At 63.0% G+C, this 25,967-nt stretch carries 26 protein-coding genes; 12 read left to right on the top strand and 14 right to left on the bottom strand.

The genetic code is table 11. The features are described 5' to 3' along the window. Nucleotides 1-132: 132 nt before the first annotated feature. The 5 genes from RGQ15_RS10830 to RGQ15_RS10850 all read right to left on the bottom strand — a co-directional run bounded on the left by RGQ15_RS10830 (nt 133) and on the right by RGQ15_RS10850 (nt 4,317). Nucleotides 133-744, bottom strand: coding sequence for a CvpA family protein (locus RGQ15_RS10830; RefSeq protein ID WP_311160231.1), 612 nt, complete (start codon nt 742-744; stop codon nt 133-135). A gap of 37 nt (nt 745-781) precedes the next feature. After that, nucleotides 782-2,146, bottom strand: coding sequence for a DNA repair protein RadA (radA, locus tag RGQ15_RS10835; protein ID WP_311160232.1), 1,365 nt, complete (start codon nt 2,144-2,146; stop codon nt 782-784). A 65-nt stretch (nt 2,147-2,211) separates the two neighbouring features. After that, entirely contained in the window at nt 2,212-3,396 is a 1,185-nt protein-coding gene (locus tag RGQ15_RS10840) for a UbiH/UbiF family hydroxylase (protein ID WP_311160233.1), read from the bottom strand. Nucleotides 3,397-3,402: 6 nt separating this feature from the next. Next, nucleotides 3,403-3,603 carry a hypothetical protein gene (locus RGQ15_RS10845; RefSeq protein ID WP_311160234.1) on the bottom strand — a complete coding sequence of 67 codons (201 nt, stop codon included), beginning with the start codon at nt 3,601-3,603 and terminating at the stop codon, nt 3,403-3,405. A gap of 27 nt (nt 3,604-3,630) precedes the next feature. Further along, a complete protein-coding gene (locus RGQ15_RS10850) occupies nt 3,631-4,317 on the bottom strand; it encodes a pyrimidine 5'-nucleotidase (RefSeq protein ID WP_311160235.1) in 687 nt (228 codons plus the stop codon). Nucleotides 4,318-4,381: 64 nt separating this feature from the next. Between RGQ15_RS10850 and RGQ15_RS10855 the strand changes: the two genes are divergently transcribed. Genes RGQ15_RS10855 through RGQ15_RS10865 form a run of 3 tightly spaced genes read left to right on the top strand, consistent with a single transcriptional unit; the run spans nt 4,382 to nt 6,305 of the window. Continuing rightward, nucleotides 4,382-5,023 carry a GntR family transcriptional regulator gene (locus RGQ15_RS10855; RefSeq protein WP_311160236.1) on the top strand — a complete coding sequence of 214 codons (642 nt, stop codon included), beginning with the start codon at nt 4,382-4,384 and terminating at the stop codon, nt 5,021-5,023. Further along, on the top strand, nt 5,023-5,646 hold the full coding sequence (locus tag RGQ15_RS10860; RefSeq protein ID WP_311160237.1) for a DNA-3-methyladenine glycosylase family protein: 624 nt from the start codon (nt 5,023-5,025) through the stop codon (nt 5,644-5,646). Before RGQ15_RS10855 ends, RGQ15_RS10860 begins: the two co-directional genes overlap by 1 nt. Beyond that, nucleotides 5,643-6,305, top strand: a complete 663-nt coding sequence (locus tag RGQ15_RS10865) for an alpha/beta hydrolase (RefSeq protein WP_311160238.1) — start codon at nt 5,643-5,645, stop codon at nt 6,303-6,305. The genes RGQ15_RS10860 and RGQ15_RS10865 overlap by 4 nt, the downstream gene beginning before the upstream one ends. Nucleotides 6,306-6,498: 193 nt before the next feature. Here RGQ15_RS10865 and RGQ15_RS10870 read toward each other — a convergent pair whose 3' ends face one another. After that, nucleotides 6,499-6,939, bottom strand: a complete 441-nt coding sequence (locus tag RGQ15_RS10870) for a VOC family protein (protein ID WP_311160239.1) — start codon at nt 6,937-6,939, stop codon at nt 6,499-6,501. A gap of 109 nt (nt 6,940-7,048) precedes the next feature. Then, nucleotides 7,049-7,255 (bottom strand): hypothetical protein, encoded by a 207-nt coding sequence (locus RGQ15_RS10875; protein ID WP_311160241.1) that lies wholly within the window; start codon nt 7,253-7,255, stop codon nt 7,049-7,051. 115 nt (nt 7,256-7,370) lie between these two features. Here RGQ15_RS10875 and RGQ15_RS10880 point away from each other — a divergent pair, with 115 nt between their 5' ends. Continuing rightward, on the top strand, nt 7,371-7,967 hold the full coding sequence (locus RGQ15_RS10880; protein WP_311160242.1) for an HNH endonuclease: 597 nt from the start codon (nt 7,371-7,373) through the stop codon (nt 7,965-7,967). 138 nt (nt 7,968-8,105) lie between these two features. Here the strand turns inward: RGQ15_RS10880 and RGQ15_RS10885 are convergent, their stop codons facing one another. Beyond that, nucleotides 8,106-8,267: a hypothetical protein gene (locus RGQ15_RS10885; RefSeq protein WP_311160243.1), complete on the bottom strand. Its 162-nt coding sequence runs from the start codon at nt 8,265-8,267 to the stop codon at nt 8,106-8,108. 140 nt (nt 8,268-8,407) lie between these two features. On the opposite strand from RGQ15_RS10885, the gene RGQ15_RS10890 reads away from it, so the two are divergent. Next, nucleotides 8,408-9,490, top strand: coding sequence for a PA0069 family radical SAM protein (locus tag RGQ15_RS10890; RefSeq protein WP_311160244.1), 1,083 nt, complete (start codon nt 8,408-8,410; stop codon nt 9,488-9,490). On the opposite strand, the gene bmt is transcribed toward RGQ15_RS10890, so the two are convergent. Then, nucleotides 9,487-10,443: a betaine--homocysteine S-methyltransferase gene (gene bmt, locus RGQ15_RS10895; RefSeq protein WP_311160245.1), complete on the bottom strand. Its 957-nt coding sequence runs from the start codon at nt 10,441-10,443 to the stop codon at nt 9,487-9,489. The two genes, RGQ15_RS10890 and bmt, sit on opposite strands and share 4 nt — an antisense overlap. A gap of 72 nt (nt 10,444-10,515) precedes the next feature. Continuing rightward, on the bottom strand, nt 10,516-11,535 hold the full coding sequence (gene trpS, locus RGQ15_RS10900) for a tryptophan--tRNA ligase (RefSeq protein ID WP_311160246.1): 1,020 nt from the start codon (nt 11,533-11,535) through the stop codon (nt 10,516-10,518). A gap of 84 nt (nt 11,536-11,619) precedes the next feature. On the opposite strand from trpS, the gene RGQ15_RS10905 reads away from it, so the two are divergent. Beyond that, entirely contained in the window at nt 11,620-12,333 is a 714-nt protein-coding gene (locus RGQ15_RS10905) for a rhomboid family intramembrane serine protease (protein WP_311160247.1), read from the top strand. Here the strand turns inward: RGQ15_RS10905 and murJ are convergent. From murJ to RGQ15_RS10920, 3 genes are all read right to left on the bottom strand, one after another. Next, on the bottom strand, nt 12,324-13,868 hold the full coding sequence (murJ, locus tag RGQ15_RS10910) for a murein biosynthesis integral membrane protein MurJ (protein ID WP_311160248.1): 1,545 nt from the start codon (nt 13,866-13,868) through the stop codon (nt 12,324-12,326). The genes RGQ15_RS10905 and murJ overlap by 10 nt on opposite strands. An 18-nt stretch (nt 13,869-13,886) precedes the next feature. Further along, entirely contained in the window at nt 13,887-16,634 is a 2,748-nt protein-coding gene (locus tag RGQ15_RS10915; protein WP_311160249.1) for a [protein-PII] uridylyltransferase, read from the bottom strand. Nucleotides 16,635-16,699: 65 nt separating this feature from the next. Next, nucleotides 16,700-17,902 carry a penicillin-binding protein activator gene (locus tag RGQ15_RS10920; protein ID WP_409201315.1) on the bottom strand — a complete coding sequence of 401 codons (1,203 nt, stop codon included), beginning with the start codon at nt 17,900-17,902 and terminating at the stop codon, nt 16,700-16,702. 162 nt (nt 17,903-18,064) lie between these two features. Here RGQ15_RS10920 and rsmI point away from each other — a divergent pair, with 162 nt between their 5' ends. The 3 genes from rsmI (at nt 18,065) to gshB (ending at nt 20,337) form a co-directional block, all read left to right on the top strand. Further along, the gene (gene rsmI / locus RGQ15_RS10925; protein ID WP_409201338.1) at nt 18,065-18,925 is read left to right on the top strand and encodes a 16S rRNA (cytidine(1402)-2'-O)-methyltransferase; all 861 of its coding nucleotides are present in this window, start codon (nt 18,065-18,067) and stop codon (nt 18,923-18,925) included. Nucleotides 18,926-18,993: 68 nt separating this feature from the next. After that, a complete protein-coding gene (locus RGQ15_RS10930; protein ID WP_311161079.1) occupies nt 18,994-19,317 on the top strand; it encodes a YraN family protein in 324 nt (107 codons plus the stop codon). 69 nt (nt 19,318-19,386) lie between these two features. Further along, entirely contained in the window at nt 19,387-20,337 is a 951-nt protein-coding gene (gene gshB / locus RGQ15_RS10935; RefSeq protein ID WP_311160251.1) for a glutathione synthase, read from the top strand. Here gshB and RGQ15_RS10940 read toward each other — a convergent pair whose 3' ends face one another. Beyond that, nucleotides 20,338-21,852, bottom strand: coding sequence for a YifB family Mg chelatase-like AAA ATPase (locus RGQ15_RS10940; RefSeq protein ID WP_311160252.1), 1,515 nt, complete (start codon nt 21,850-21,852; stop codon nt 20,338-20,340). A 138-nt stretch (nt 21,853-21,990) separates the two neighbouring features. On the opposite strand from RGQ15_RS10940, the gene coaBC reads away from it, so the two are divergent. Genes coaBC through sufB form a run of 3 tightly spaced genes read left to right on the top strand, consistent with a single transcriptional unit; the run spans nt 21,991 to nt 25,863 of the window. Beyond that, nucleotides 21,991-23,268 (top strand): bifunctional phosphopantothenoylcysteine decarboxylase/phosphopantothenate--cysteine ligase CoaBC, encoded by a 1,278-nt coding sequence (gene coaBC, locus RGQ15_RS10945; protein WP_311160253.1) that lies wholly within the window; start codon nt 21,991-21,993, stop codon nt 23,266-23,268. Next, nucleotides 23,265-24,335, top strand: a complete 1,071-nt coding sequence (locus RGQ15_RS10950; protein WP_311160254.1) for a cysteine desulfurase family protein — start codon at nt 23,265-23,267, stop codon at nt 24,333-24,335. Before coaBC ends, RGQ15_RS10950 begins: the two co-directional genes overlap by 4 nt. A gap of 1 nt (nt 24,336) precedes the next feature. Further along, nucleotides 24,337-25,863, top strand: coding sequence for a Fe-S cluster assembly protein SufB (sufB, locus tag RGQ15_RS10955; RefSeq protein WP_311160255.1), 1,527 nt, complete (start codon nt 24,337-24,339; stop codon nt 25,861-25,863). Nucleotides 25,864-25,967 lie beyond the last annotated feature (104 nt).

A 25,967-nucleotide genomic window follows, 5' to 3' on the forward strand; every position in this document is an offset into this window, starting at 1 on the left:
TTGGGCTAGGGGGAGGGCAAATTTGTGGCGCGACTGCCGCTAACATAGGGACTTGCGCCGATGAAGTCACGCCCCGCCGGGTCGGCGGGGCGCATTTTATGTCACGAAATGGTCAACCCGCCTGCGATCCGATCAGTTTGCCGGCGCGGGCGCGGGCTCTGGGGTAGGGGTGCTGGTGTCCACGCTTTGGGTGGCAGCGCAGCCGCGCACAAGCTGTTCGTATCTGGAAACGACCCAACCCGGCGCATCTTGCGGGATCTGTTCGTCCATCTGGCCGGTCATCCGCGAAAAAACCTGGGCCGAGCGCGAATTGTCGACGACTTCGATCGGCTGAGACGCGATCACGCGATCATAGACGATGAAGGCCACGGCGACGAGCAGGATGCCCCGCGCCACCCCGAAAAGGAAGCCCATCCCCTGGTCGATCCCACCCAGAGCCGAGCGCTGGACGACCGATGAGAAAAGCGGCGTGATGATCGAGAAGACGACGAGCGCCAGCGCGAAGACCGCTGCAAAACCGGCAATCGTCGAGAGCTCGCAGCTATCCGCCAGGAACCTGTTGAGCCCCGGAACCTGCGCCACCATTGGCCGGACGGCAGGAGCGAAGATGAAGGCCAGAACCGCCGCGCCGATCCATCCGAGAATGGCCAATGATTCGCGGACAAATCCCCGCGCATAGGCCAGGATCGCCGAAAGGATGATCACGATCGCCACGATGCCGTCGATGATGGTGAAACCGTCCATTAACACGCCCTTTTTGTCTTCGTGCTGGCTGGCCAGCTCATCCGGCGCCGAATGTTTCGCCCACGAAGCCTGTCAAATCCGAAACGCGGTCGATCCGCATCCCCCCCACGCCCTCGACCTTTGTGGCCGCGGGCAGGATTGCTCGTGAAAAACCAAGTTTCTGCGCTTCTTTCAACCTGTTTTCGGTTTGCGCCACTGGACGGAGCGCGCCAGAAAGACTGATTTCGCCGAAAAGAACCGCTTCTGCGGGCAGGGCGGCGTCCTCGCGCGCGCTCAGCAGAGCCGCCGCAATCGCAAGGTCGGCGGCGGGTTCATTGACGCGCATCCCCCCGGCAACATTGAGAAAAACATCCAATCCGGCAAACGGAATTGCGCATCTTGCCTCGAGCACGGCAAGGATGGTCGAGACCCGTCCCGAGTCGAGACCGACGACGGTGCGCCGGGGGCTTGCCAGTGTCGAAGGTGCAACAAGGGCCTGAACTTCTGTCAGCACGGGGCGCGTGCCCTCGATTCCCGCATAGACGGCCGACCCGGCATTGGGCTGGCCGCGTTCGGACAGGAAAAGCGCGGAAGGGTTCGCGACCTCGGCAAGCCCGCCGCCCGTCATCTCGAAGACGCCGATTTCGTCGGCCGGGCCGAAGCGGTTCTTGTGCGCCCTGAGAATGCGGAACTGGTGTCCGCGCTCGCCTTCGAAATAAAGGACGGTATCGACCATGTGTTCGACGACACGGGGGCCGGCGATCTGGCCTTCCTTGGTGACATGGCCGACAAGCACGACCGTCGTCCCGCGCCTTTTGGCAAAGGTGGTCAGCTCATGGGCAACGGCCCTGACCTGCGACACCGATCCAGGCGCCGCCTCGATCTGGTCGGACCAGAGCGTCTGGATCGAATCGATGATGGCGACATCGGGGCGTTCGGCGTCGAGCGTGGTCAGGATGTCACGCAGCGCCGTCTCGGCCCCGAGCCGCACCGGCGCGTCGCCCAGCCCCAGCCGCTGTGCGCGCAGCCGGACCTGTGCGCTGGCTTCCTCGCCCGAGACATAGATTGCCTGTTGGCCCGATCGCGCGAAGGCGGCGGCAGCCTGCAGCAAAAGGGTGGATTTCCCGATCCCCGGATCACCCCCGACAAGGATGGCCGAGCCGGGAACAAGGCCGCCGCCCAGAACACGGTCGAATTCTGCAATGCCGGAATGAGCCCGGGCCGGTGGCGCCTCCTTGGTGGCCAGTCCCGAAAGCGGGATCGGCTTGCCCTTGAGCGTCCCCAGGCCGCGTCCGGGCCCCTGGGACAGCGGGGCCTCTTCTATGATGCTGTTCCATTCGCCGCATGCTTCGCAGCGGCCGGCCCATTTCCTGTGGCTGGCGCCGCAGGCAGTGCAAGTGAAAGCGGTGATCGATTTTGCCATGGCGCTTTACTGGCAGATTGCGCGGGGTCGCGCCATGGGGAACCGTCGGCGCTTCGGCGCCGCGATCAACTGACCCCCAGACCTGCGCGCATCAGAACGCGCCGGACGGGCGACACGGCGTAAAGGCTGCCAAGAGCGGCCGCGCGAATATCCCGAAGCGGGCGGGCCGAGATCATGCTGGCCCGGTTCAGGGCGTCGATGCCGACCAGGCGCGCCATCGCCTCGGGACGGCGGCGGCGGTTATAGGCATCAAGCGAGGCTTGGCTGCCGGGATCGCCAGCAGAGACGCTGAGCAGCGAGGCAAGATCCGCGAGGCTCATGTTCAGACCCTGTGCGCCAATCGGCGGCACGACATGGGCCGCCTCGGCGATGAGCGCGGTGCGCGGGGCTGTGAAACTGTCCGCGATCTGGCTGATGATAGGCCATTCCGTCAGCCGGGTGGCCTGGGTCAGGTGGCCGAGCACGCCGGCCGAACGGCGGTTCAACTCGGCGCCGAACGCCTCGGGGGACAGTTCGCGCAGCCGCGCCGTCTCGGTGCCGCGCTCCATCCAGACCACGGCAGAGGAGGGCTTGCCGTCCCGATCCGGCAGGGGAACAAGTGTAAAGGGCCCGCCCGAGCGGTGGATTTCGGTCGAGACATTTTCGTGGGGACGATCATGCGTGACGGCAAAGGCCAAGGCCTTCTGACCATATCTGATCGTGCGCGTTCCGATGCCAAGCATCTGACGCACTGGCGAATTGCGCCCATCCGCGCCAATCACCAGTTGCGCGCGCAGACAGCTTCCGTCGGTCAGCGTCACAATTGCTTCGCTGTCGCGGACGACCAGATCGGCCGTTCCCGTCCCGGGAAGAAACCGGACATTCTGCAGCGAGGACAGTCGGGCCGAAATTTCGCGCTTGAGCAGCCAGTTGGGCAGGTTCCACCCGAAGGGTTGATCGGATATTTCCGAGGCGTCGAAATCGCGGGTCAGACGGGCCTGCGATTCCTTCCCCCCCGCATCGATGATCCGCATGACCTGCAGAGGGGTCGCGTGGGGGGCAAGCCGTTCCCACAGACCCGCAGCCGCCAGAACCGCGATGGAGGGGTGCAGAAAGGCCGTGCTGCGCAGGTCCGAACCTTCGGCGGCCTCGTCGGTCACGGGTGGCGCGGGGTCCACGCAAGTCACGACATGCCCGGCACTGCCGAAGGCGGCCGCAGCGATCAGGCCGGCTATGCCGCCACCCGAAACGACGATCTGGCTATCCTGCATCTTGGATCAGAAGCCCGCCGCGTAAGCGACAAGGACGCCGAACACGGCCAAGGTGCCGACCAGGGCGATGAGGTTCAGCGCGGCCAGCCCCCAGATGGCGGTGGCCAGGGCCGAGATGACGATCAGTGCCGCAACGAACAGGAAAAGCACCGCGGCGGTGCGGGCTTCCTTGCGGGCTTCTGCGGGATCGATCTGAGTGGCGGCCATTTCTGCATTCCTTTGTGGGTGCAACGCCTAATTCTGGCCCTGAAGGCGTTTCTCGGCAAGGCCACGAAGAAAGCCAGTCAGGTCCATCGTGCGGTGCTGCACGTGGGGTCCGTGATCATGCAAGGGGTTGAGTTCATCCGGTCCGTGCCTGCCCGTACCGACAAGAACTGTTCGCATTCCCAGCGAATGCGGCACGGAAAGATTTCGCGGGTCATCTTCGAACATTGCGGCTGCGGCGGGGTCGAAACCGCTCGCCTCCATGACTGCGGCATAAGCGCGCGGGTCCGGCTTTGGGTGAAATCCGGTGGTTTCGATGCCGTGAACTTCGTCGAAAATGGCAAGGCCGCGATGGCCAAGCACGCGACCGGCATATTCGGTATCGGCGTTGGTATGCACGATCTTGCGCCCGGGCAGGTCGCTGATCAGCGCGGCAAGATCGGGATCGGGCGTCAGATGCGAAAAGTCGATGTCATGCACTTCGCGCAGATAGGGCAGGGGGTCCACGTCGTGCAATGCCATCAATCCCGACAGCGTCGTCCCGTGCGTGCGCCAATAGTGGCCGCGTATCCGGTTGGCCTCCGCCTCGGGGACGCGCAATTCCCGCATGACGAATGCGGTCATCTTTTTCTCGATTTGATCGAACAACCGCATCTCGGGCGCATAAAGCGTGTTGTCGAGATCGAAGATCCAGGTGGTGACATGATCAAAATTCATGATCCCTGCCTAAGCCTGCGGCAGGGAGCTTGCAATCCCGAGCAGGACAACAGATCGTGCGGACATGAAAGACGCCTATTCCCTGATCCTTTCCGCCATCGACAGCGGCATTTATCGCCCCGGTGACCGCTTGGTCGAATCCGAGCTGGCCGAGCGGTTTGGCGTGTCGCGCACCCCGGTCCGTGAGGCTCTGCAGCGGCTTGAAACCCAGTCGATGCTCAAGCGCGACGGCCGCAGCCTGATCGTCGCGACCCTGGATCATAACCAGCTTGCCGAACTTTATACCGTGCGGGCCGAGCTCGAGGCGCTTGCCGCGCGTCTGGCCGCGCTTCATGCAACCCCGGAAGAGGTGCGCGTACTTGCCGCGATGGTCGAGGAGGACAAGATGATCCTCGGCGATCCGCAGGCTCTTTCGCGCTCGAACCGGCGCTTTCATCACCAGATCCACCTTGCGTCGCATAACCGATATCTCGTGCAGCAGCTCGATCTCGTGCATCGCAGCATGGCGCTGATGGCCCGAACAACGCTTGCCGCCAAGGGGCGCGACGCGGTGTCGCTGGACGAACACCATGAAATAGTCGAGGCCATCGCCGATCGCGACGGCGGACGGGCCGAGGCGGCACTTCGCCGTCACATCTCGATGGCCTTCGAAACCCGCCTCAAGGAAGAGGCCAAGCGCGCGATCGAAATCGGACTGGACGAGTGATGCGGCTGATCCGCGATGCTGCGGATCTGGAAGAGGGCGCCGCCCACCTGGCCCATGTCTGCCCGGTCTGGGCGCGGGTGCTGCCCGAGATCGGACCACTGCCCCTGCGGCGCTGGGATGAAGGCTTCGTCTCGATCCGCGATGCCATCGTCTCGCAGCAGATATCGACCCATGCCGCGAATGCCATTGTCGCCCGGATGGTTGCGGCGGGGCTGGCCGACGAAGATGATATCGCTGCCGCCGATGACGACGCCTTGCGATCCGTGGGGCTTTCGCGTCCCAAGATCCGCTACCTGCGAGGAATTGCAGAGGCGAAGCTTGACTGGGAAGGGTTGCGCGATCTGCCCGATGAAGAGGCTGTCGCCTTGCTGACGGCCCTGCCGGGGATCGGACGCTGGACAGCCGAGATCTACCTGAAATTCGCGCTTGGCAGACCGGATATCTTCGCCGCCGCCGATCTCGCGCTCGCCGAATCCGCGCGCCTGCTTTACGAACTTCCGGATCGGCCCAAGCCTGCCGCTCTGATTGCCATGGCCGAGCCTTGGCGGCCATGGCGGGCGGTTGCGGCACGGGCGCTCTGGGCCTATTACCGGCTGGCCAAAGGACGCGAGGGGGTCAGATGACGCGCGAGTTGAAGTCGAAACGCAAGGGCCCGGCAAAAGCCGAATCCGTGGTGGTTTTCCTGCATGGTTATGGTGCCGATGGCGCCGACCTGCTGGGTCTGGCCGATCCGCTTGCGCCGCATCTGCCGAATACGGCCTTTTACGCTCCCGACGCGCCCGAACGCTGCATCAACAATCCCATGGGCTACCAGTGGTTTCCGATACCCTGGATGGATGGGTCGACGCCCGAACAGGCGCGTATCTCGGCGGAACAGTCATTTGCCGACATCAATGCGTTCCTCGACAAGGTGATTGCGGATGAAGGCATCAAGCCTTCCCGTCTCGCGTTGGTAGGATTTTCACAGGGAACGATGATGTCTCTGGAGGTCGCGCCCCGCCGCGATCACGAGCTTGCCGGGGTCGTTGGCTTCTCGGGCCGGTTGCTGGATCCGGACAGCTTGAAACGGGACGTGAAAGTGCGGCCTCCGGTCCTGCTCGCGCATGGCGATCAGGACCCCGTCGTTCCCTTCGAGAGCATGTCGATCGCGGCCGATGCCCTGACTGATGCGGGGTTCGAAGTCTACACCCATGTGATGAAAAACACGCCGCATGGCATTTCGCCGGACGGTCTTTCGGTCGCGCTTCAGTTCCTCATGCAGCGATTTTCCGCAAGGTCATGACGCGGGTTTCCAATTAGCTCTTGAACTGCGGTGCTCAGGGCATACCTTCAAATCAGGTACTGAGGAGTTCTTGTGATGGATATTGTCTGGATGGCGCTCGCGGCACTCGGTCTGGCCGGGATTTCCCTGGCAGCGATGCCCAAACCCCAGCCCCGCAAGGTAGCCGTTCGCGCCCGTCGCTGATCATCTCCCGTCAGGGCCGGTTCCGGTCGGTCCTGCCCCAGATCATCGGATCTGCGATTTCGATCGAGTTTCCCGCAGGGTCGCGGAAATAGATCGACCTTCCCCCCTGAGGCCATCTGAAGTCGGATTCCACCGTGATGCCCTGCGCCTCAAGGTGGATGCGCCATGCCTCGATCTGATCCGCTTCGGCAGCCATGCAAAAATGCCCTTCCCCCTCGGTTCCGTGCGGGGGAACGGGAAGGCTTGATCCGGGTGCCGGTGGCTTGCGGGTCTCGTCGGGATTGAAGATCAGCAAGACTTGAGCACCGCAGCGGAAGAAGACGTGACGCGTCTCTGAGCGCGCGATCCGCTCAAGACCGATGATGTTGGTCCAGAATGCCTCGGCAAGATCCAGGTCTCGCGCATAGAGCGCGCTTTCCAATGTTCCCAGAACCGGCGGTGGATGTGACATGAGACGAGCATGCCACCGCGTTGCCCCAGGCGCCAGCCCGGGTCGGCATGGCGAAGTGAAATACCGCGCACGCCAAGTGAAAACCCCAATTCGAAATCTGCTTATCCTGTCATCTGAACATCTTGCTGTCCGCAGCTTGTTCGGACCTGACGCTGCCGATCGTGGCATCGTGCGGTTTGGCTGCGATGAGTGCTTGGAATGCATGCCCGATTTCTTCGGGCTCGCATCCGGCGCGGCCACTGTATTTCGGACATTCTCTCTTTTCGATTTGCCGACCCCGAAAGCCTGCCTCGCGTGTCACGTCGATGTCACGCATTCGGGGTAATCCGTTGGCAGGACATATATTCAGGGTCTTGTCAGACGGCGGTCGCGATATATAGTCGGCCTTGAAGAGATACCGACAAGTTCCTGGCAGGCGAGGCAGAGGGCCGATGCTGGACGACCATCGCGATTTCCGGACCCAATTCGTGCGTGAGCCTTCGAACTTGCGCCATCATCCTGCGCTTGTCTTGAACGCGGATTTCCGGCCGCTGAGCTATTATCCGCTTTCGCTCTGGCCCTGGCAGGAGGCGATCAAGGCCGTCTACCTGGACCGGGTTCAGATCATCGCCGAATATGATGAAGTAGTTCGAAGCCAAAGGGAAAGCATACGCATCCCGTCGGTGGTCGTTCTGAAAGATTTCATAAAACCTCAGAAGCGCGTGGCATTCACGCGCTTCAATCTTTTTCTGAGGGACGAATTCTGCTGCCAGTATTGCGGCGCGAAGGGGGAATTGACCTTTGATCACGTCGTGCCCCGTTCCCGGGGTGGAGTGACCAGTTGGGAAAACGTGGTTGCCGCCTGTTCCCCTTGCAATCTGAAAAAGGCGAACAAGTCATTGCGCAATTCGGGCCTGAGGCTGCGCCGCGCGCCTCGCAGACCGACGCCCGAGGAAATGCATGCATGCGGTCGCCGCTTTCCCCCGAACTACCTGCACGAAAGCTGGATGGATTACCTTTACTGGGACACCGAGCTGGTGGTCGAATGACGGCCCGGCGCAGCCCTCCCGGCTAGGACGTCCCGGCGCAGATGGGGATCAAACGCTGCCGAAACCTCAGTTCAAGGGGCTTGATTGCCCTCACGGAGCGTTTGTGGCGGCTTCCGGCGAGAATCCCGGTTCTATGAGCTAGCGATCCTCATGCACCGCCAGGTGTCCGATCGCCGCAGCAAGCAGAGCAACCAGACCAAGGGCGAAAAAGGGGACGCCCACGGAACTGGCAGCCCAGATGGTCAGGCCAGAGGCCAGAATGACAAGCAGGATCAGGATCAGGAAATGCGGCAATGGCATGTCTTCCTCCAGTTCCGTCAGTATGTCTCTGAAAACGCGCAGGGGAAAGCCCGTTCTTGAGGAATTGCTTCAAACGTGTCCAAGCCGTCCCGGCCATCAATGTTCTTGAAATGTTCCCATGGCATGGGTATTGTCTGGTCATGTCCCTGCCACCTCGCAACCCAGATGAGCTTCTGCGCGCCCGTGGGGCAGATACCCGACCGGATGCGCGCTTCGAGCCCTATCACTACAGGCGCGAGCATGACGGCTGGGATCTGCCGCTTGATCAAGAGACGCTGAGGACCGAGATTGCGATCGAGAATGCGCGCTCGATCATGACCAGAAACAGTTCGCCCGACATTCCCTTCGATCGCTCGATAAACCCCTATCGTGGATGCGAGCACGGTTGCATCTACTGCTTTGCCCGGCCGAGCCATGCATATCTTGGCCTGTCTCCGGGGCTGGATTTCGAAACCCGGATCACGGCCAAGCCAAATGCTGCGCAACTGCTTGAGGCCGAGATCGGTCGACGCAACTATGCCGTGGCCCCGATCGCCTTTGGGACGAATACCGATCCCTATCAGCCGATCGAAGCCAAGCTTGCGATCATGCGCGCCTGCCTCGAGGTGCTGTCGGCGTGGAACCATCCGATGAGCCTCGTGACGCGGGGCGCGACCGTGCTGCGGGACCTCGACATTTTGGGGGACATGGCAGGCAGGCGACTGGTGACGACGGGTGTATCAGTGACGACGCTCGATCCGGAACTTGCTCGGAAACTTGAACCCCGTGCGCCGACGCCCGCCACCCGGTTGCGCATGATCGAGGGGTTGGCCAAGGCCGGAGTTCCCGTCCGAGTCATGGTCGCGCCCGTCATACCCGTGCTGAACGAACACGAGATGGAACGGATCATGGCAGCGGCACGCGATGCAGGGGCTCGGTCAGCAAGCATGATCCCGATCCGCCTGCCGCTTGAGGTTGCGCCATTGTTTCGGGACTGGCTCTTGCGGCATCATCCCGGCAAGGCCGCCCATGTCATGTCCCGTATCCAGGCGATGCGTGGGGGTCGTGACAATGATCCGCGCTTTGGCACAAGGATGCGCGGGCAAGGGCAGGAGGCCGATTTGCTGCATCAGCGTTTTCGGCTGGCACGAAAAAGGCTGGGCCTGCTGCGCGAAGACCCCGTGCTTGATTGCAGCCTTTTCGCGGCCCCGCCCAGGGCGGGCGATCAGCTTGCGCTTTTCTAGCGTTCGGCCATCAAGCCGGTGATCCGGGTGGCTATCTCATCCGTGCTTGGCCTGACTTCGGGCATGCGCGAAGTCAGTGCCTCTCGCATCGCGGCGAGGTGCAGTGGGGTTGTTCCGCAACAGCCACCTATGATGCGGACACCAAGGTCTCGGGCGAGAACGGCAAACTCTGCCATGATCTCGGGCGTGCCGTCATAAATCAAGCCGCCATCCTGATAGCGCGGCACACCGGCATTGGGCTTCGCGATCAAAGGTCGCTCTGAACCGGCCGCGGAAAAGCTGGAAAGCGCGATGAGCAACTCGGCCGGGCCGGTGCCGCAATTCGCCCCATAAGCGACAGGCGGGTAGGGAAGGCGATCCACCAGCGAGGCAAGCTGCTGCGGGCTCACACCCATCATGCTGCGCCCACCGGATTCAAAGCTCATCATGCCGCACCAGGGCAGGCCCGTGGCTTGAGCAGCGCGGGATGCGGCGCGCATTTCTTCCATGGCACTGACGGTTTCGACCCATAGCACATCCACACCCCCTGCCTTCAAGGCCAGGGCCTGGTCGGTGAAAAGCCGGGTCGCCTCGGTTTCGGTCAGCCGCCCGACGGGCGCCATGATTTCCCCGGTCGGGCCGATCGAACCCGCCACGACGACCTGACGACCGGAAGCATCGACCGCCTCGCGTGCGAGCCTTGCTGCCGCGCCGTTGATCGAGCCGACGCGACCTTCTGCACCCGTCAGGCGCAGCCGGCTGGCATTCGCCCCGAAGCTGTTGGTCAGGATCAGGTCTGCCCCGGCGTCGATCATCTGTCGGTGCAAATCGCGCACCCGATCGGGGTGGCTTTCGCACCACAGATCGGCCACGTCGCCGGGGGCCAGGCCCATATTGTAAAGATTGGTTCCGGTGGCGCCATCGGCCAGAAGCCAAGGACGCTCGCCGAGCAGCCGGGACAAGAGGTCCGTCATTGCGCTATCCGTTCTCGCACGGGATGATGCTAACACATCCCGCGCGGAAATGGTTGATTTTCCTCGCGCGTGTCAGCGCGAACGGATCATTCCCATGATGTCCTTGGTGCGCTCGACAATCGGCTGGGCGATGGCCTCGGCACGGGCTGAACCCTGCCCCAGGATGCGATCGATCTCGGCCGGGTCGGCCATGAACTGGCTCATCCGGGCGGTGATCGGCGCAAGCGATTCGACCGCGACCTCGGCCAATGCGGGTTTGAAGGCGCCGAAGCCCTGACCTTCGAACCGCGCCAGAACCTCATCGCCGGTTTCACCCGACAGGGCCGCATAGATGTTGACGAGGTTGCGTGCCTCGGGACGATCCTTCAGCCCATCCATCGTGCCGGGCAGGGGTTCGGCATCGGTGCGGGCCTTGCGGATCTTCTGCGCGATCGCGTCGGCATCGTCGGTCAGGTTGATCCGTGCCGCATCCGAGGGATCGGATTTGGACATTTTCTTGCTGCCGTCGCGCAGAGACATGACGCGGGTCGCGGTGCCTTCGATCAGCGGCTCGGTGATCGGGAAGAATTCCTGACCGTAATCGTGGTTGAACTTGGCCGCGATGTCGCGGGTCAGCTCCAGATGCTGCTTCTGATCCTCACCCACCGGAACGGCAGTCGCGTGATAAGCAAGGATGTCGGCCGCCATGAGCGAGGGATAGGCCAGGAGGCCAAGGCTGGAGTTCTCGGAATTCTTGCCCGCCTTGTCCTTGAACTGGGTCATCCGGTACATCCAGCCGACGCGGGCGACGGTGTTGAACAGCCATGCCAGTTCGGCATGCTGTCGCACCTGGCTTTGGTTGAAAAGGATCGACACCTCGGGATCGACGCCCGAAGCGAGAAAGGCGGCCGCAACTTCGCGGGTATTGTGTCGAAGCTTTTCGGGGTCTTGCCAGACGGTGATCGCATGCAGGTCCACGACGCAATAGATCGTCTCGGCCCCTGTGCCCTGATACTCGGCAAAGCGTTTGAGCGCGCCAAGGTAATTGCCCAGCGTCAGCCCGCCAGAGGGCTGGATGCCGGAGAAGATGCGCGGAGCGAAGCTCGTGGTCATGGCACTACCTGCTTGGAAATTTCCGTAGGCTGGCTTACCCCTTGGCCCGTCCGGGCGCAACCGCCCTGCAGGAGAAGGAAGACGATGCGTCCCGGTTATGACGAATCCCCGCTAAACCCCGTTCCGGCCGTGGTCTGGGCCCTGGTCTTGCCGATGATCGCCTGCGAGGTGGTCTTCGGTCTCGCGCAGCTAGGTCTGGCCGGTGGCGGCACGCCGGGCGCGGGCCTCGCGATGCGCCAGCTAGCGGCCGAACGGACCGCTTATATCCCCGAAATGGTGCTGCAGCTTTGGCAGATGCGCGCGCTTGTCCTTGACCAAAGCTGGCGCATCCTGACCTATTCCTTCATCCACATGTCGCTGACCCATGCCATTTTCGTCATCGTCTTCTGCCTCGCGCTCGGCAACCTGATCGCGAACCAGTTCAGGGCCTGGGCCGTGATCGCGCTCTTCTTCGGATCGGCCATCGGAGGCGCGCTGATCTATACGCTTTTCGCGGGTCTTTTCCCCCAATTCCGCTTTCAGCCGCTGATCGGGGGCTATCCGGCAGTCTACGGTTTCGTGGGTGCTTTCACCTTCCTGCTCTGGACCCGGCTGGGTCAGCAGAACGCGAACCGGATGCGGGCGTTTTCGCTGATCGGGATGCTTCTGGCCTTTCAGCTGATCTTCGGCATCATCTTCCAAAGCGGGAACACCACCTGGATCGCCGAGGTCGCAGGCTTCATCACCGGCTTCCTGCTGTCCTTCGTGCTGATCCCGGGCGGAGTGGCGCGCGTGCTGCGCCAGATCCGTCAGCGCTGACGCCTGAAACCCGCACGCAGGTCCGAAGGTCGGAAAGCGCCCAGCAAGATTGCGGCGATGCCGTAGGTGACGATGCCGACAGCGACGAGAGCGATCAGGGCGAGGTAACGGCTGCCCGGCTGATAGAGCAGATCGCCAAGTCCGGCCTGAGCGCCCCAGACCGCCACGCCCATTACGCCCGAGGCAATGATGATGCGCGGCAGGCGGTGGCGCAGACGGTCGTCCAGTTCGGTCGCCTCGCCATAGGCGGCCGTGCCGCGCCACAGCTGCGCCGCCATCGTCCAGCCCGCGATCGTCGTTCCCCAGGCCGCGGCCGAAAATCCGATGATCGGCGCCAGTCCAAGCGCCACGACGGCATTCACCACCATCGACCAGACGGCAAAGCGGAACGGGCTGCGGGTATCCTCGCGCGCGAAATACAACGGCTGCAGGACCTTCTGCAGCACGAATGCAGGCAGGCCGAGGCCGTAGATTGCTAGTGCGAGAGCGGTCGGGCCGACATCGGATTCGAGAAAGGCACCGCGTTTGAACAGGACCGAGATCAAAGGGTAGCTCGCGATGACCAGAGCAACGGCGGCGGGAACAGTCAGAAAAAGCGCGAACTCGGCCGCGCGATTATAGGCATGGCGCCCACCGCCGGTATCCCCGGCCTTGAGGCGGCGAGAGATATCGGGCAGCAACACGATCCCGATCGCGATGCCGACCACGCCCAGGGGAAGCTGGTAAAGCCGGTCGGCATTGGTGAGCCATGCGATCGCGCCGTCGTAGAACGAGCCGACCTGACGTCCGACCAGCAGGTTGATCTGGACGACGCCACCCGCGAGGACCGCCGGAGCCGCGACCGCCAGCAGGCGCTTCATGTCGGGGGACAAACGCGGCCGACGCAGGCGCAGCGGAAATCCCATGCGCTTGGCGGCCCACCAGACGGTGGCCAGTTGCGCAATCCCCGAGATCGGGGTGGACCATGCCATGGCCTTGCCCATGTCCCAGCCGTTCCAATCGGCAAGCAGCATGGCCGCGATCAGGATGAAGTTCATCAGTACCGGGGCTGCGGCCGCGGCGATGAAGCGCCCGCCCGCATTCAGAAGCCCCGACAGCAGCGCCGTCAGCGAGATGAAAAGGATATAGGGAAAACAGATCCGCCCGTAGATGACCGCCAGTTCGAAGCGCTCGTCGCCCTTGAAGCCGGCGGCCATCGCCAAGACCAGCCAGGGCATGATCAGATGGGCGATCAGAGAAACGACCAGGACGACCGAGAAAAGGCCGGAAAAGGCTTCCTCGGCGAAACCACGAGGATCGTCATCCGCTTCGAGCCGCTTCGCGAACATCGGCACGAAGGCCGTGTTGAACGCGCCCTCGGCAAAGAAGCGACGGAACATGTTGGGCAAAGTGAAGGCCACCAGATAGGCCTGCGCGACCGGCCCCGTGCCAAGATAGGCGGCAATCATCACGTCGCGGATAAAGCCCACGACACGGCTCGCCAAGGTCCAGGCGCCGACCGAAAGGAAGCCCCGGATTAGTCTGATCGGTTGCATCTATGAATTTCCGTGATCTCAGAACGACCCGCCAAGCTTGCGCTCGGCCCTTTCGGCACGTTCGGCCCCGTCCTTGATCGCCTGTTGGAGTTTCTTGCTGAGTGAATCGCGCCGGTGCTGCTGGTGCAGTTTCAGCCCGAACATGTCCTTGACGTAAAACGTGTCGACAACCTGAGCGCCGAAGGTCGCGATTACCGCACTTGATATCTGGATGTGGTTCTCGGCCAGCGTCCGCGTCAGGTCGTAAAGCAGTCCGGGACGGTCCCGTGTGTCGACCTCGACCACCGTGTAGACATCAGATGCTTCGTTGTCGAAGGTTATATGGGTCGGGAAGCGGAAGGCGCTGTCGCGCTTCTTGGGCTTGTCGCGTCCCGCGAAGGCCTCACGCGGGACGACCTCGCCCTTCAGCGTGCGTTCGATCATCTTGCGCAGGCGGTGCAGGCGGTCGGCGGCATAGGGATGACCATCACCATCCTGCAGCCAGAACACGGCCGTCGCGAAGCCATCCTTGGTCGTATAGGTGCGGGCATCGACGATGTTGGCCCCGACGAGCGCGATCGCTCCCGATAGGCGCGAGAAGATGCCGGGATGGTCGGCCAGAACGAAGGCCGCCCGCGTCGCGTCGCGGTCGAGATCGGGATGCAGGTCGATGCGGATCTCGTGATCGCCAAGGTCGCGCAGCAGATCTGCGAATATGTACTGCGTCTCGGTCGGAAGGCTTGGCCAGTAATTCTCGTAATGCCGGCCCAGTTCACCCTTGATGTCCTTGGGGTCCCAGCCCTTGGCGGTCAGCAGATGGCGAAGCGAGCGCTTTGCCTCGCCAATCCGGCGGTCGCGGTTCAGTTCTTCAAGGCCGTTCTTCAGGGCGCGCTCGGTTTCGGCGTGAAGGCGACGCAAGAGCACGGCCTTCCAATTGTTCCACGTTCCGGGGCCGACGCCGCGGATGTCGCAGACGGTCAGCACGGTCAGCAGGTCGAGCCGCTTGGCAGTCTTTACCAGCTTGGCGAAGTCCCGCAGGGTGCGCGGGTCCGAAATATCCCGCTTTTGCGCCACGTCCGACATCAGCAGGTGATTGCGGATCAGCCATTCGATCGTTTCGGTTTCATCGGGTTCAAGGCCGAAGCGGGTGCAGATCCGACGGGCAAGGCGCGCGCCAAGAATCGAATGATCCTCGGTCCGGCCCTTGCCGATATCGTGCAGGAGCACCGCGAGATAGATGACCCTGCGGTTGATCTTGCCCTTCATGATCCGGGACACCGTCGGGAGGTCGGTGATTTCCTCTCCGCGCTCGATGGAGGACAAGGCGGCGACGCATTGGATGAGGTGCTCGTCGACCGTGTAATGGTGGTAGACGTTGAACTGCATCATCGCGACGACCGGGGCGAATTCAGGGATGAAGGCCCCGAGCACACCCAATTCGTTCATCCGTCGAAGCGAACGTTCGGGATTGCCGTGGCGCAGCAGCAGGTCGAGGAAGATCCGAACGGCCTCGGGGTCCTGCCTGACCCGATCGTCGATCAGATGCAGGTTGGCCGCAACCGAACGCATCGCATCGGGATGCAGCAGCACACCGGTCCGCAATGCTTCCTCGAACAGTCGCAGGATGTTCAGGGGATCGGCAAGGAACTGTCTTTCGCTGACATAGTTCAGCCGGCCGCGATCCATCCTGAACCCCGGCTTGAAGCGCCTGCGCCGGCTGAAGATCGCGTTGAGCAGAGGGGCCTTGTAAAGATGGCGAGCTTCGAGCGCGACGAGGAAAACCCGTGTCAACTCGCCAACCCGAGTCGCATGGGTGAAATATTCCTGCATGAATATCTCGACCGCGCGGCGGCCTCCGAGGTCGCGATACCCCATCGCATTCGCGATCTCGACCTGCATGTCGAAGGTCAACTGGTCGCTGGGCCGCCCGGTCAACAGGTGCAGATGGCAGCGCACGGCCCAAAGAAAATCTTCGGCCTGCCAGAAGGTCAGGTGCTCTTCCTTCGTGAAGAAGCCAAGATTGACCAGTTCGACTGCACGATCGACCCGGTGAATATACTTGGCGATCCAGTAAAGGGTCTGGAGATCGCGCAGCCCGCCCTTGCCCTCCTTGACGTTGGGCTCGAGCACATAGCGCTGGCCGCCCTGGCGGCGGTGGCGCGTCGCGCGCTCGGCCAACTTGGCCTCGATGAACTCCGGAACGGAATTGTCGAAAAGCTCGCTCCAGAGCCGGTCGCGAAGCGCCTCGGCAGTGGTCGCATGACCACAGACAAGGCGGTGTTCCAGCAGGCTTGTGCGAATCGTGATGTCGCCCGCCCCAAGCCGCAGGCAATCGTCGACCGAGCGTGTCGATTGCCCGATCTTCAACTTCAGATCCCAAAGCATGTAGAGCATCGATTCCACGACGCTTTCGGCCCAGCCGCTGACTTTCCAGGGCGTCAGGAACAGCAGGTCCACATCGGATTGCGGTGCCATCTCGGCGCGGCCATATCCCCCGATGGCCAGCACGGCGAGCCTTTCGGCATCGGTCGGGTTGGTCTGAGGATGCAGGATCGTGGTCGCGACGTGGTGGATCGCGCTAACGGTGACATCGGTCAAGCTTGCGATCGCACGGACGGTTTCGCGCGCGGCCCGTGGATGCGAACGGAAACCCGCGACAATATCCTCCATCGCCTCGGCGCGGGCGGCCGACAGGATCGCGACGGTCTGTCGGCGGATCTCGCGGGGTTCGGATATCTCTGACAGCGCTTCGGTCAGGTGCGGCAGGAATATTTCCGGCGAGAACAATGAATGGGCCCCGGGCAGAGCCGGGGCACTTTGAGCAAGTTTGTTGGGTTTTGCGTCGTTCAAGATCAGAATCCGACTCCACCGAAGCTGCGAGGCGCCGGATCAAGGATCTCGACCCGGCCATTGCGGATGGTTGCGACCGAAAGGGCGCGTTCATTGGTGCCGTCCCGGCGAAGGCGGAAGGCGCCGTTGATGCCGGCAAAGCCCGCGTTCTGGGTCAGCCCCGCGGTAGTCAGCGCGTTTCTTTTTCCGGCCCGGACCAGCGATGCGATGGCCGCGATCCCGTCATATGCGAGCGAGCCCAGTTCATGCGGTGTCTCGCCATAGGCGGCGCGATAGCGCTGTTCGAACTGGCCTTTCATCCGGGTGTCCGGCAGTGCGAACCAGCCGCCCTGAACCCCTTTCAGCCCCAGGCGTGAATCCGGCTGATCCCAACGGGTCAACCCCATCAGCTGCACGGTGGACGAAGTGATGCCCGAACCGGCCAGGGTATCGGTCAGGTAGGGCAGCACCGCGCCCTGGTTGGCGGTCATGAAAATGGCATCGACATTGCCCGAGGCGGTCGCCTGCGTCACGCTGGGGATGATGGCGTCGATCCCTTCCTTTGACAGGGGATGGTTGATCACGCCCGCGACGGCGCCCCGGTTGTTCTGGATCGCCTGCTGGATCGCGCGCGATCCGACCTGTCCGGCCGCGTCGTCTTCGGCCACGACCAGGATCCGGCGTTTGCCATTCCTGACTGAGAACTTGGTCAGCCGATCGGCGACGTTGCCGAAGGTGTTGCCCAGGACGAACACGTTGCCGCCGGCGATGTCGGCATTGTTCGAAAAGGAAAGCACGTTCACCCCGCGCGGGGCCATCGCAAGGCCCACGGCATTGGCGGAATCGGCGAAAAGCGGGCCAAGGATGATCTTTGCGCCCTCATCGACCGCTCGGTTCGCCTCGGCGACCGAGGCGCCGGTATCAGCCCCGGCATTGTAGATGCGCAGGTCGATCGTCGCCCCCTGGGCATCTGCCGCGGCCATCTTGGCAGAATTGGTCAGCGAGCGCGCCAGCCACTCCATGTCGGCGCTTCCGGTGCCGCCTGGAACGAGAAGGGCGACCGGCACAGGTTGCGAAGGGTCGATTGTCTGGCCGGTTGAAGGGCCGGTCGATCCGAGCTGCATGGGCTGACAGGCAGCAAGCAGCATGGCCGAGGCAAAGGCTGTCATGCGGGCAGACAGGCGGCGCAGAGCAACGCGGCCGCGGCTCGGTGTCGTGACGGTCATGGCGTGATTCCCTGTTCCTGCGGGCTGGGGGCTTAACGCTGACAGGTTATTGGCATATCCGGGGGTTGGCAACGGACCCGGCCCGGGTCGTCAGGCAGCGGCAGAGGTTTGCAGATGAGCGAGAACGGACAGTCAGGCGGCATCGAGGCGCGCGCGATCGCGCTGAACATTTCCGACCGCAAGCCAGAGCCGGCCTTGTATCTGGTCGCGACCCCGATCGGGAGTGCCCGCGACATCACGCTGCGCGCGCTTGACGTGCTGAACACGGCCGATGTTCTGGCTGCCGAGGACACGCGCAACCTCAGGCATCTTCTGGATATACATGGGATCCCCCTGCGGGGCAGGCGGATGGTGTCCTATCACGACCACAACTCCGAGCGCGCCAAACCCGCGATACTTCAAGCTCTCGGGGAAGGGTTGTCGGTTGCCTATGCCTCGGATGCGGGGACGCCCCTTGTCGCAGATCCCGGCTACCGATTGGCCCGCGATGTTGCCGAGGCCGGGCTGACGGTGCGCGCCTTGCCGGGGCCATCCGCCGCGCTTGCCGGTCTCAGCGTTTCCGGGTTGCCCAGCGACCGCTTTCTCTTCGTGGGTTTCTCGCCTTCGGCCGCGGGTCAGCGGCGCAAATGGGTGCAAAGCTGGTCCGACGTCGAGGCGACCGTCATCGCCTTCGAAAGCCCGAAGCGCGTTAAGCAACTGTTACAGATTGTCTGCGAGGGTGAGCCGAATCGAACGGCTGTCATTTGCAGGGAGCTGACGAAGAAATTCGAGGAAGTCCTGCGCGGGACCGTATCGGAACTGGTCGAACTGGTTCCGGATGAAGGGCTGAGAGGGGAGATCGTCGTCCTGTTCGGCCATCCCGAGAAGAAGGAGGTCGGCGAAGGCGATCTGCGCGCCGCCCTGGCCGATCTTCTGGGCCGCATGCCGGTCAAGGAAGCGGCAAGCCAGGTGGCAAACCGTTTCGACCTGCCGCGACGCGAGGTCTATGCCGTGGCGCTCGAAATGAAGAAGGAGGGGTCTTGACCGAGAATTGCGCGCCCAGTCCAAACCCGCGACGGGAGCGGGGCATCATATCCAATGCGGCCGGTCGGATGGGCGAAGATGCTGTCATCCGCGCCTATCAGGCAATGGGCTACAGCCTGCTCGCGTCGCGCTGGAGGGGAACCGCGGGCGAAATCGACCTTATTGTCGGACAGGACAGCGAGGTCGTCTTCGTCGAGGTCAAGCAATCCTCGACCCATGACATGGCCGCCGCCCGGATCGGACGGTTTCAGATGGACCGGATCTGCCGGGCGGCGCTTGAATATTGCGGCGGGCTCGAAGGCGGGTCGCTGTCCCAGATGCGTTTCGATGCCGCGCTGGTCGACGGTTACGGCCGTGTCGAGATCATCGAGAACGCCTTCGGCGCCGACTGAGGGGCGGGTGCTTGCAAAGCGCGGGCCGGCAAGCGACAACTCCGGTCGAACTTGGCTGGAGCTGAAAGCATGAATCTCTACGTCGCCCTCCAGATGGACCCGATCGAACATGTCTCGATCGCGGCAGACAGCACATTTCGCCTCGGGCTCGAGGCAGAAGCCCGCGGCCATCGCCTTTTCCAGTATACCGCGGACAAGCTGAGCTATGTCGAAGGCCGGTTGGTGGCCCGAGGCCGCCCCGTCACCCTGCGACGCGAAGAGGGAAATCACGTCACTTTCGGTGACTGGGCCGAGGTCGATCTGGCCGATTTCGACGTCGTCTGGCTGCGCCAGGATCCGCCCTTCGATATGGGGTATATCACCAATACCCATCTTCTGGACCGGGCCCATCCGCATACTTTCGTGGTCAATGACCCGTTCTGGGTGCGGAACTGCCCGGAAAAGCTTCTGGTTCTGGATTTTCCCGAACTGACGCCCCCGACGGTCATTACCCGCGATCTGTCGCTGATCCGGGCGTTCCGCGAGCGCCATGGCGACATCATCGTCAAACCGCTTTACGGCAATGGTGGGGCAGGGATCTTTCACCTGAGGCCGAACGATCCGAACCTGTCATCGCTGGTCGAGACCTTCTCGGGGATCAACCGCGAGCCCGTCATCGCGCAGAAATACCTGCCTGCCGTGGTCAAGGGTGACAAGCGCATCATTCTTGTCGACGGTGAGCCCGTCGGGGCCATCAACCGGGTGCCCGCCGCGGGCGAGGCGCGCTCGAACATGCATGTCGGCGGCCGTCCGGAAAAGATCGGCCTGACCGAGCGTGAGTTTGAGATCTGCTCGATCATCGGCCCGGTGCTGCGGGAAAAGGGGCTGATCTTCACCGGCATCGACGTGATCGACGGCTGGCTGACCGAAATCAACGTGACATCGCCCACCGGCATCCAGGAACTCGAGCGTTTCGACGGGATCAACGCGGCCGCGCTGATCTGGGAAGCGGTCGAAAAACGCATCGCGGCACGCGGCTGATCAATCCGGGTTTCCGAAGGCGATCCTGTAGGACAGAGCCTCGGCGAGGTGTGGCTTTCGGATATCCGGCGCGGAATCGAGATCGGCGATGGTCCTCGCCGTTCTCAGGACGCGGTGATACCCGCGCGGCGACAGGCCCAGCCGTTCCGATGCCAGCGCAAGCAACGTGCGACATTCAGCGTCAAGCGGCGCAATCTCATCCAGCAGCCGGCCCGTCGCATCCGCGTTCACCCGCACCTCGGGATGATCGCGAAAGCGGGCCGCCTGGACATGCCGCGCGACTGCGACGCGGGCCGCAACGGTGGCAGAGTCCTCGCCCGTCGGCGGAAGGTTCATTTCCTCGATGGTGATCTGGGGCACTTCAAGGCGCAGGTCGAAGCGGTCCATCATCGGCCCCGAAACGCGGGCCATGTAATCGGCCCCACAGACCGGCACGCGGGAACAGGCCCGAGCCTGGTCTGCCAGATAGCCGCAGCGACAGGGATTGGCGGCCGCGACCAGCAGGAAGCGTGCCGGGTAGCGGACATGCGCATTGGCGCGCGAGACGTGAATTTCCCCGGTTTCGATCGGCTCACGCAGTGCATCGATGACCCGGCGGTCGAATTCCGGCAATTCATCCATGAAGAGGACGCCGTTATGGGACAGGCTGATCTGCCCGGGGCCGGCATGACGTCCTCCGCCGACGATCGCCGCGGTCGATGCGGTGTGGTGGGGCTGGCAGAATGGGGCTGCCCTCGAAATGCCTCCTTCCTTCATCAGGCCGGCAACCGATTGGATGACAGAGGTCTCAAGCGCCTCTTGTGCGGTCAAAGGCGGCAGGATGCCTGGAATTCGGCGCGCGAGCATCGTCTTGGTGGCGCCGGGCGGGCCGACCATCAGCAGGTGGTGTCGTCCCGCGGCGGCGATCTCGATCGCACGACGAGCACGTTCCTGCCCCTTGACCTCGATGAGATCCGGCAGGTTGCCGCTGGCAAGAGCCTCTCCGGCCGAGGCCGGGGTCAGGGGCGCGCGATCGGTCAGGTGGTCGATGGCTTCGCGCAGCGTCCGGGGCGCAAAGACCGCAACCGATCCGACCCAGGCCGCTTCGGAGCCGCAGGGGCGGGGAACGATCAGCGCGCGGTCATCCTCGGCCGCCGCCATGGCTGCGGGAAGGGCTCCGTTGACGGCGGAAAGCCGTCCATCCAGGGCGAGCTCACCAAGCGCGACGACCCGCTCCAGGGCCTCGTGCGGCACGAGTTCCAATGCTGCCAGCACGGCCAGCGCAATCGGCAGGTCGAAATGCGACCCTTCCTTGGGCAGATCGGCGGGCGACATGTTGATGGTGATGCGACGCGCAGGCAGGGCGATGGAAAGTGCCGCAAAAGCTGCGCGGACGCGTTCCCGCGCTTCGCTGACCGACTTGTCAGGAAGGCCCACGATCCCGAATGCCGGCAGTCCGGGCGAGACCGAACACTGCACTTCGACCAGCCGCGCCTCGACCCCTTCGAAGGCGACCGTATAGGCGATTGCAACCATTCCCGCACTCCCGAACCCCGCACCTGCCCGAAGGGTTAACGGGGGCAGGCTTAAGGAAGAGTTAACGCCCTGATTCCTTGCCCGCGGGAGCTAATCACCCTATGTGCTGTGCCGAGACTTATGTCGAAGGGAGCCAGCATGCTGGGTAGCCGCGTTCTGCTGATCGTCGGAGGGGGAATAGCCGCCTTCAAGATGCCCGAGCTGATCCGGATGATGCGCCGCGAGGGGATCGCTGTCGTCCCGGTCCTGACTTCGGCCGGGGCCGAATTCGTGACGCCCCTGACGCTGTCGGCCTTGGCCGAAAGCGCGTGTCATACCGAGCTTTTCGACCTGACCCGTGAATCCGAGATGGGGCATATCCAGCTTTCGCGCAGCGCCGATCTTGTGGTGGTTGCCCCGGCCACCGCCGACCTCATGGCGAAGATGGCATCCGGGCTTGCGAACGATCTGGCCTCGACCCTGCTGCTGGCAACCGACAAGCCCGTCCTGATCGCGCCTGCCATGAACGTTCGAATGTGGGAACATCCCGCCACGGCGCGCAATCGGGCCGTGCTGGAGCGGGACGGGATTTCCTTCATCGGCCCGGATGAAGGCGAGATGGCTTGCGGCGAATATGGAGCCGGTCGGATGGCCGAACCCGAAGCGATACTTGATGCGATCCGCATCATGCTGGGCGCTTCGCGTCCCCTGCAGCTTGCCTCGGAATGGATAAAGAACGCGCCGGTCGATCATCGGCTTTCCGGCAAGCATGTGATCGTCACGTCCGGACCGACCCACGAACCTATCGACCCGGTGCGCTATATCGCCAACCGGTCGAGCGGCGCGCAGGGAACGGCAATTGCGGCCGCCTTGCGAGATCTGGGGGCAAGGGTGAGTTTCGTGACCGGTCCAGCCGAGGTTCCGCCACCCCATGGCGTCGATGTCATAAGGGTTCAGACCGCCGAGGAAATGCGACGGGCGGTAGAGGCCGCACTGCCCGCCGATGCGGCCGTGATGGCGGCGGCGGTCGCCGACTGGCGCGTGTCGAATGCGAATGGCAGCAAGATCAAGAAGGACGGTTCGGGCCGTCCTCCGGTACTGGAATTCACCGAAAATCCCGACATTCTTGCCTGGATCGGTGCGTTGGAGGCCGGGCGACCCGAACTGGTCGTTGGTTTCGCGGCCGAGACTGATGATGTTATCCTCCATGCCAGCTCGAAGCGCATGCGCAAGCGGGCGGACTGGATCGTCGCCAATGATGTGCGCCCCGAAACGGGGATCATGGGCGGCGCCGAGAATGCCGTGACACTGATTACGCATGAAGGGGCCGAGGAATGGCCCCGAATGGCCAAATCGGATGTGGCCATAAGGCTGGCAGAACGCATTGCCGACAGCCTTACCGGATCGGTCCTGTTCGGAGCAGAGGTGGATGCATGACCCAAAGGGTATATCTGGATTGGAACGCGACCGCGCCCCTACGGCCTGAGGCCCGTGCCGCGATGATCGAAGCGGCCGAGATCACCGGCAATCCCTCGTCTGTCCATGCCGAGGGACGGGCCGCGAAATCTGCGCTTGAGCGCGCCCGCGAGGATGTCGCCTCGGCATTGGGCGCTGAAGGCGCGGACGTGATCTTCACCTCGGGCACGACCGAGGCTGCCGCGCTGATCCTTGAAGGTCGCAATCTGCTTTCGGCACCGGTGGAACATGCTGCTGTTCTGTCATGGTGCAGGCCGGAACTGAGGGTGGAGCGCTCGGGGAAGGTGATCGTTGACGATCCAGCGGCATCGACCCTGCAGCTTGCCAATCCCGAGACGGGCGTGATCCAGAGCCTGCCCGAAGGGCTGGCGGTCAGCGATCTGACGCAGGCATTCGGCAAGATCCCGTTCGCCTTCAACTGGCTCGGAATCGAAGCCGGCCTCGTCAGTGCACATAAGCTGGGCGGGCCGCGGGGCATCGGTGCCTTGATCGTCAAGCGGGGAACGGAAATCGAGGCGCGATTGAAGGGTGGCGGGCAGGAACAGGGCAGACGCGCCGGAACGGAAAACCTGATTGGTATTTTGGGTTTTGCCGCGGCGGCAAAGGCGGCGCAGAATGATCTGGATCAAGGTGTCGGAGAAAAAGTCTCGGAAATACGCGATTCGCTCCTGAGGACTCTGGAATCCGGGGCAGAAATGGTTACATTCCCGGGACGCGAATCCCACCGCCTGCCGAATACCTTGTCGATCCTGACGCCAGGTTGGCGCGGAGAGACACAGGTGATGCAGATGGACCTGGCGGGTTTTGCCGTATCGGCTGGCTCGGCCTGCTCCTCGGGGAAGGTGCGGCCCAGCAATGTGCTGACGGCCATGGGAATCGCGACGGAATGGGCGGGCGATGCAATCCGCGTCTCGATCGGTCCGACGACGGACCATCGGGACATTATGCGTTTTGCGGATGCCTGGCTGGCGGCATATGAGCGCTGGCGACAAAGGAATGAATCGCGGGCAACCGCAGGAAGGGTTTGAGATGGCTGAACAGATCAGCGACGAAATCGGGGTGCGCGAAGGCGTAGACCGCGAAACCGTCGAGACCGTCCAGAACATGGGGTCCTACAAATACGGCTGGGACACCGAGATCGAGATGGAATATGCGCCGAAGGGCGTGAACGAGGATATCGTCCGTCTTATCTCGAAAAAGAACGATGAACCGGAATGGATGACCGAGTGGCGCCTCCAGGCGTTCCGCCGCTGGCAGACCATGACGGAACCCAAATGGGCGATGCTGAACTATCCTGAGATCGATTATCAGGAGCAATATTACTACGCGCGCCCGAAAAGCATGGAAGTGAAGCCGAAATCGCTGGACGAGGTCGATCCCAAGCTGCTTGCGACCTATGAAAAGCTGGGCATTCCGCTGAAGGAACAGATGATCCTTGCCGGCGTCGAGGGTGCGGGCGAAACTCCGGCCGAGGCCCGCAAGGTCGCGGTCGACGCGGTTTTCGACTCGGTTTCCGTGGGCACCACCTTCAAGGATGAGCTGGCCAAGGCCGGCGTCATCTTCTGCTCGATCTCGGAAGCCATCCGCGAGCATCCCGAGCTGGTGAAGAAATATCTCGGTTCGGTCGTGCCGCAATCGGACAACTTCTTCGCGACGTTGAACTCGGCGGTCTTCTCGGACGGGTCCTTTGTCTACATCCCGCCGGGCACCCGCTGCCCGATGGAGCTGTCGACCTATTTCCGCATCAATGCGGAGAACACCGGCCAGTTCGAGCGCACGCTGATCATCGCCGACAAGGGTAGCTATGTCAGCTACCTCGAAGGCTGCACCGCGCCCAAGCGCGACACCGCACAGCTGCACGCCGCCGTGGTCGAGATCGTCATCCTTGAAGATGCCGAAGTGAAATACTCGACCGTCCAGAACTGGTTTCCCGGCGACGAGGAAGGCAAGGGCGGCATCTACAACTTCGTCACCAAGCGCGCGGATTGCCGCGAGGCGCGGGCGAAGGTCATGTGGACGCAGGTCGAAACCGGCTCGGCAATCACCTGGAAATACCCGTCCTGCATCCTGCGCGGCGAGGAAAGCCAAGGCGAGTTCTACTCGATCGCAATTGCCAACAACATGCAGCAGGCGGATACCGGCACCAAGATGATCCATCTTGGCAAGAACACCCGCTCGCGCATTGTTTCCAAAGGGATTTCCGCTGGCAAGGCGCAGAATACCTATCGCGGCCTCGTGACGATGCACCCCAAGGCCACGAACAGCCGCAACTACACGCAATGCGACAGCCTGCTGATCGGCGATCAGTGCGGCGCCCATACCGTGCCCTATATCGAGGTGAAGAACACCTCGTCCCGCGTCGAGCACGAGGCCACCACCTCGAAGGTCGATGACGACCAGCTCTTCTATTGCCGCGCCCGCGGCATGGACGAGGAAGAGGCCGTCGCCCTCGTCGTCAACGGCTTCTGCCGCGAGGTCCTTCAGGCGCTTCCGATGGAATTCGCCATGGAAGCGCAATCGCTGGTCGCGATCTCGTTGGAAGGCTCGGTGGGATAATCCCTGTCGCGTCCCCAGCGGGCGCGGCACAAGCTTCGCAGGACGGCAGAGCCGCCCTGAAATCCATTCAGATGGTGTCGGGGCCCGGCACCGCCACACCATCG

This window comes from Paracoccus sp. MBLB3053, assembly GCF_031822435.1.
GTDB lineage: Bacteria > Pseudomonadota > Alphaproteobacteria > Rhodobacterales > Rhodobacteraceae > Paracoccus > Paracoccus aurantius.

What these genes read in the sequence shown, in the direction of transcription:
- RGQ15_RS10830 (WP_311160231.1), bottom strand. Translation starts at nt 744, where the DNA reads ATGGACGGTTTCACCATCATCGACGGCATCGTGGCGATCGTGATCATC.
- radA (WP_311160232.1), bottom strand. Translation starts at nt 2,146, where the DNA reads ATGGCAAAATCGATCACCGCTTTCACTTGCACTGCCTGCGGCGCCAGC.
- RGQ15_RS10840 (WP_311160233.1), bottom strand. Translation starts at nt 3,396, where the DNA reads ATGCAGGATAGCCAGATCGTCGTTTCGGGTGGCGGCATAGCCGGCCTG.
- RGQ15_RS10845 (WP_311160234.1), bottom strand. Translation starts at nt 3,603, where the DNA reads ATGGCCGCCACTCAGATCGATCCCGCAGAAGCCCGCAAGGAAGCCCGC.
- RGQ15_RS10850 (WP_311160235.1), bottom strand. Translation starts at nt 4,317, where the DNA reads ATGAATTTTGATCATGTCACCACCTGGATCTTCGATCTCGACAACACG.
- RGQ15_RS10855 (WP_311160236.1), top strand. Translation starts at nt 4,382, where the DNA reads ATGAAAGACGCCTATTCCCTGATCCTTTCCGCCATCGACAGCGGCATT.
- RGQ15_RS10860 (WP_311160237.1), top strand. Translation starts at nt 5,023, where the DNA reads ATGCGGCTGATCCGCGATGCTGCGGATCTGGAAGAGGGCGCCGCCCAC.
- RGQ15_RS10865 (WP_311160238.1), top strand. Translation starts at nt 5,643, where the DNA reads ATGACGCGCGAGTTGAAGTCGAAACGCAAGGGCCCGGCAAAAGCCGAA.
- RGQ15_RS10870 (WP_311160239.1), bottom strand. Translation starts at nt 6,939, where the DNA reads ATGTCACATCCACCGCCGGTTCTGGGAACATTGGAAAGCGCGCTCTAT.
- RGQ15_RS10875 (WP_311160241.1), bottom strand. Translation starts at nt 7,255, where the DNA reads ATGCGTGACATCGACGTGACACGCGAGGCAGGCTTTCGGGGTCGGCAA.
- RGQ15_RS10880 (WP_311160242.1), top strand. Translation starts at nt 7,371, where the DNA reads ATGCTGGACGACCATCGCGATTTCCGGACCCAATTCGTGCGTGAGCCT.
- RGQ15_RS10885 (WP_311160243.1), bottom strand. Translation starts at nt 8,267, where the DNA reads ATGCCATTGCCGCATTTCCTGATCCTGATCCTGCTTGTCATTCTGGCC.
- RGQ15_RS10890 (WP_311160244.1), top strand. Translation starts at nt 8,408, where the DNA reads ATGTCCCTGCCACCTCGCAACCCAGATGAGCTTCTGCGCGCCCGTGGG.
- bmt (WP_311160245.1), bottom strand. Translation starts at nt 10,443, where the DNA reads ATGACGGACCTCTTGTCCCGGCTGCTCGGCGAGCGTCCTTGGCTTCTG.
- trpS (WP_311160246.1), bottom strand. Translation starts at nt 11,535, where the DNA reads ATGACCACGAGCTTCGCTCCGCGCATCTTCTCCGGCATCCAGCCCTCT.
- RGQ15_RS10905 (WP_311160247.1), top strand. Translation starts at nt 11,620, where the DNA reads ATGCGTCCCGGTTATGACGAATCCCCGCTAAACCCCGTTCCGGCCGTG.
- murJ (WP_311160248.1), bottom strand. Translation starts at nt 13,868, where the DNA reads ATGCAACCGATCAGACTAATCCGGGGCTTCCTTTCGGTCGGCGCCTGG.
- RGQ15_RS10920 (WP_409201315.1), bottom strand. Translation starts at nt 17,902, where the DNA reads ATGACCGTCACGACACCGAGCCGCGGCCGCGTTGCTCTGCGCCGCCTG.
- RGQ15_RS10930 (WP_311161079.1), top strand. Translation starts at nt 18,994, where the DNA reads ATGGGCGAAGATGCTGTCATCCGCGCCTATCAGGCAATGGGCTACAGC.
- gshB (WP_311160251.1), top strand. Translation starts at nt 19,387, where the DNA reads ATGAATCTCTACGTCGCCCTCCAGATGGACCCGATCGAACATGTCTCG.
- RGQ15_RS10940 (WP_311160252.1), bottom strand. Translation starts at nt 21,852, where the DNA reads ATGGTTGCAATCGCCTATACGGTCGCCTTCGAAGGGGTCGAGGCGCGG.
- coaBC (WP_311160253.1), top strand. Translation starts at nt 21,991, where the DNA reads ATGCTGGGTAGCCGCGTTCTGCTGATCGTCGGAGGGGGAATAGCCGCC.
- RGQ15_RS10950 (WP_311160254.1), top strand. Translation starts at nt 23,265, where the DNA reads ATGACCCAAAGGGTATATCTGGATTGGAACGCGACCGCGCCCCTACGG.
- sufB (WP_311160255.1), top strand. Translation starts at nt 24,337, where the DNA reads ATGGCTGAACAGATCAGCGACGAAATCGGGGTGCGCGAAGGCGTAGAC.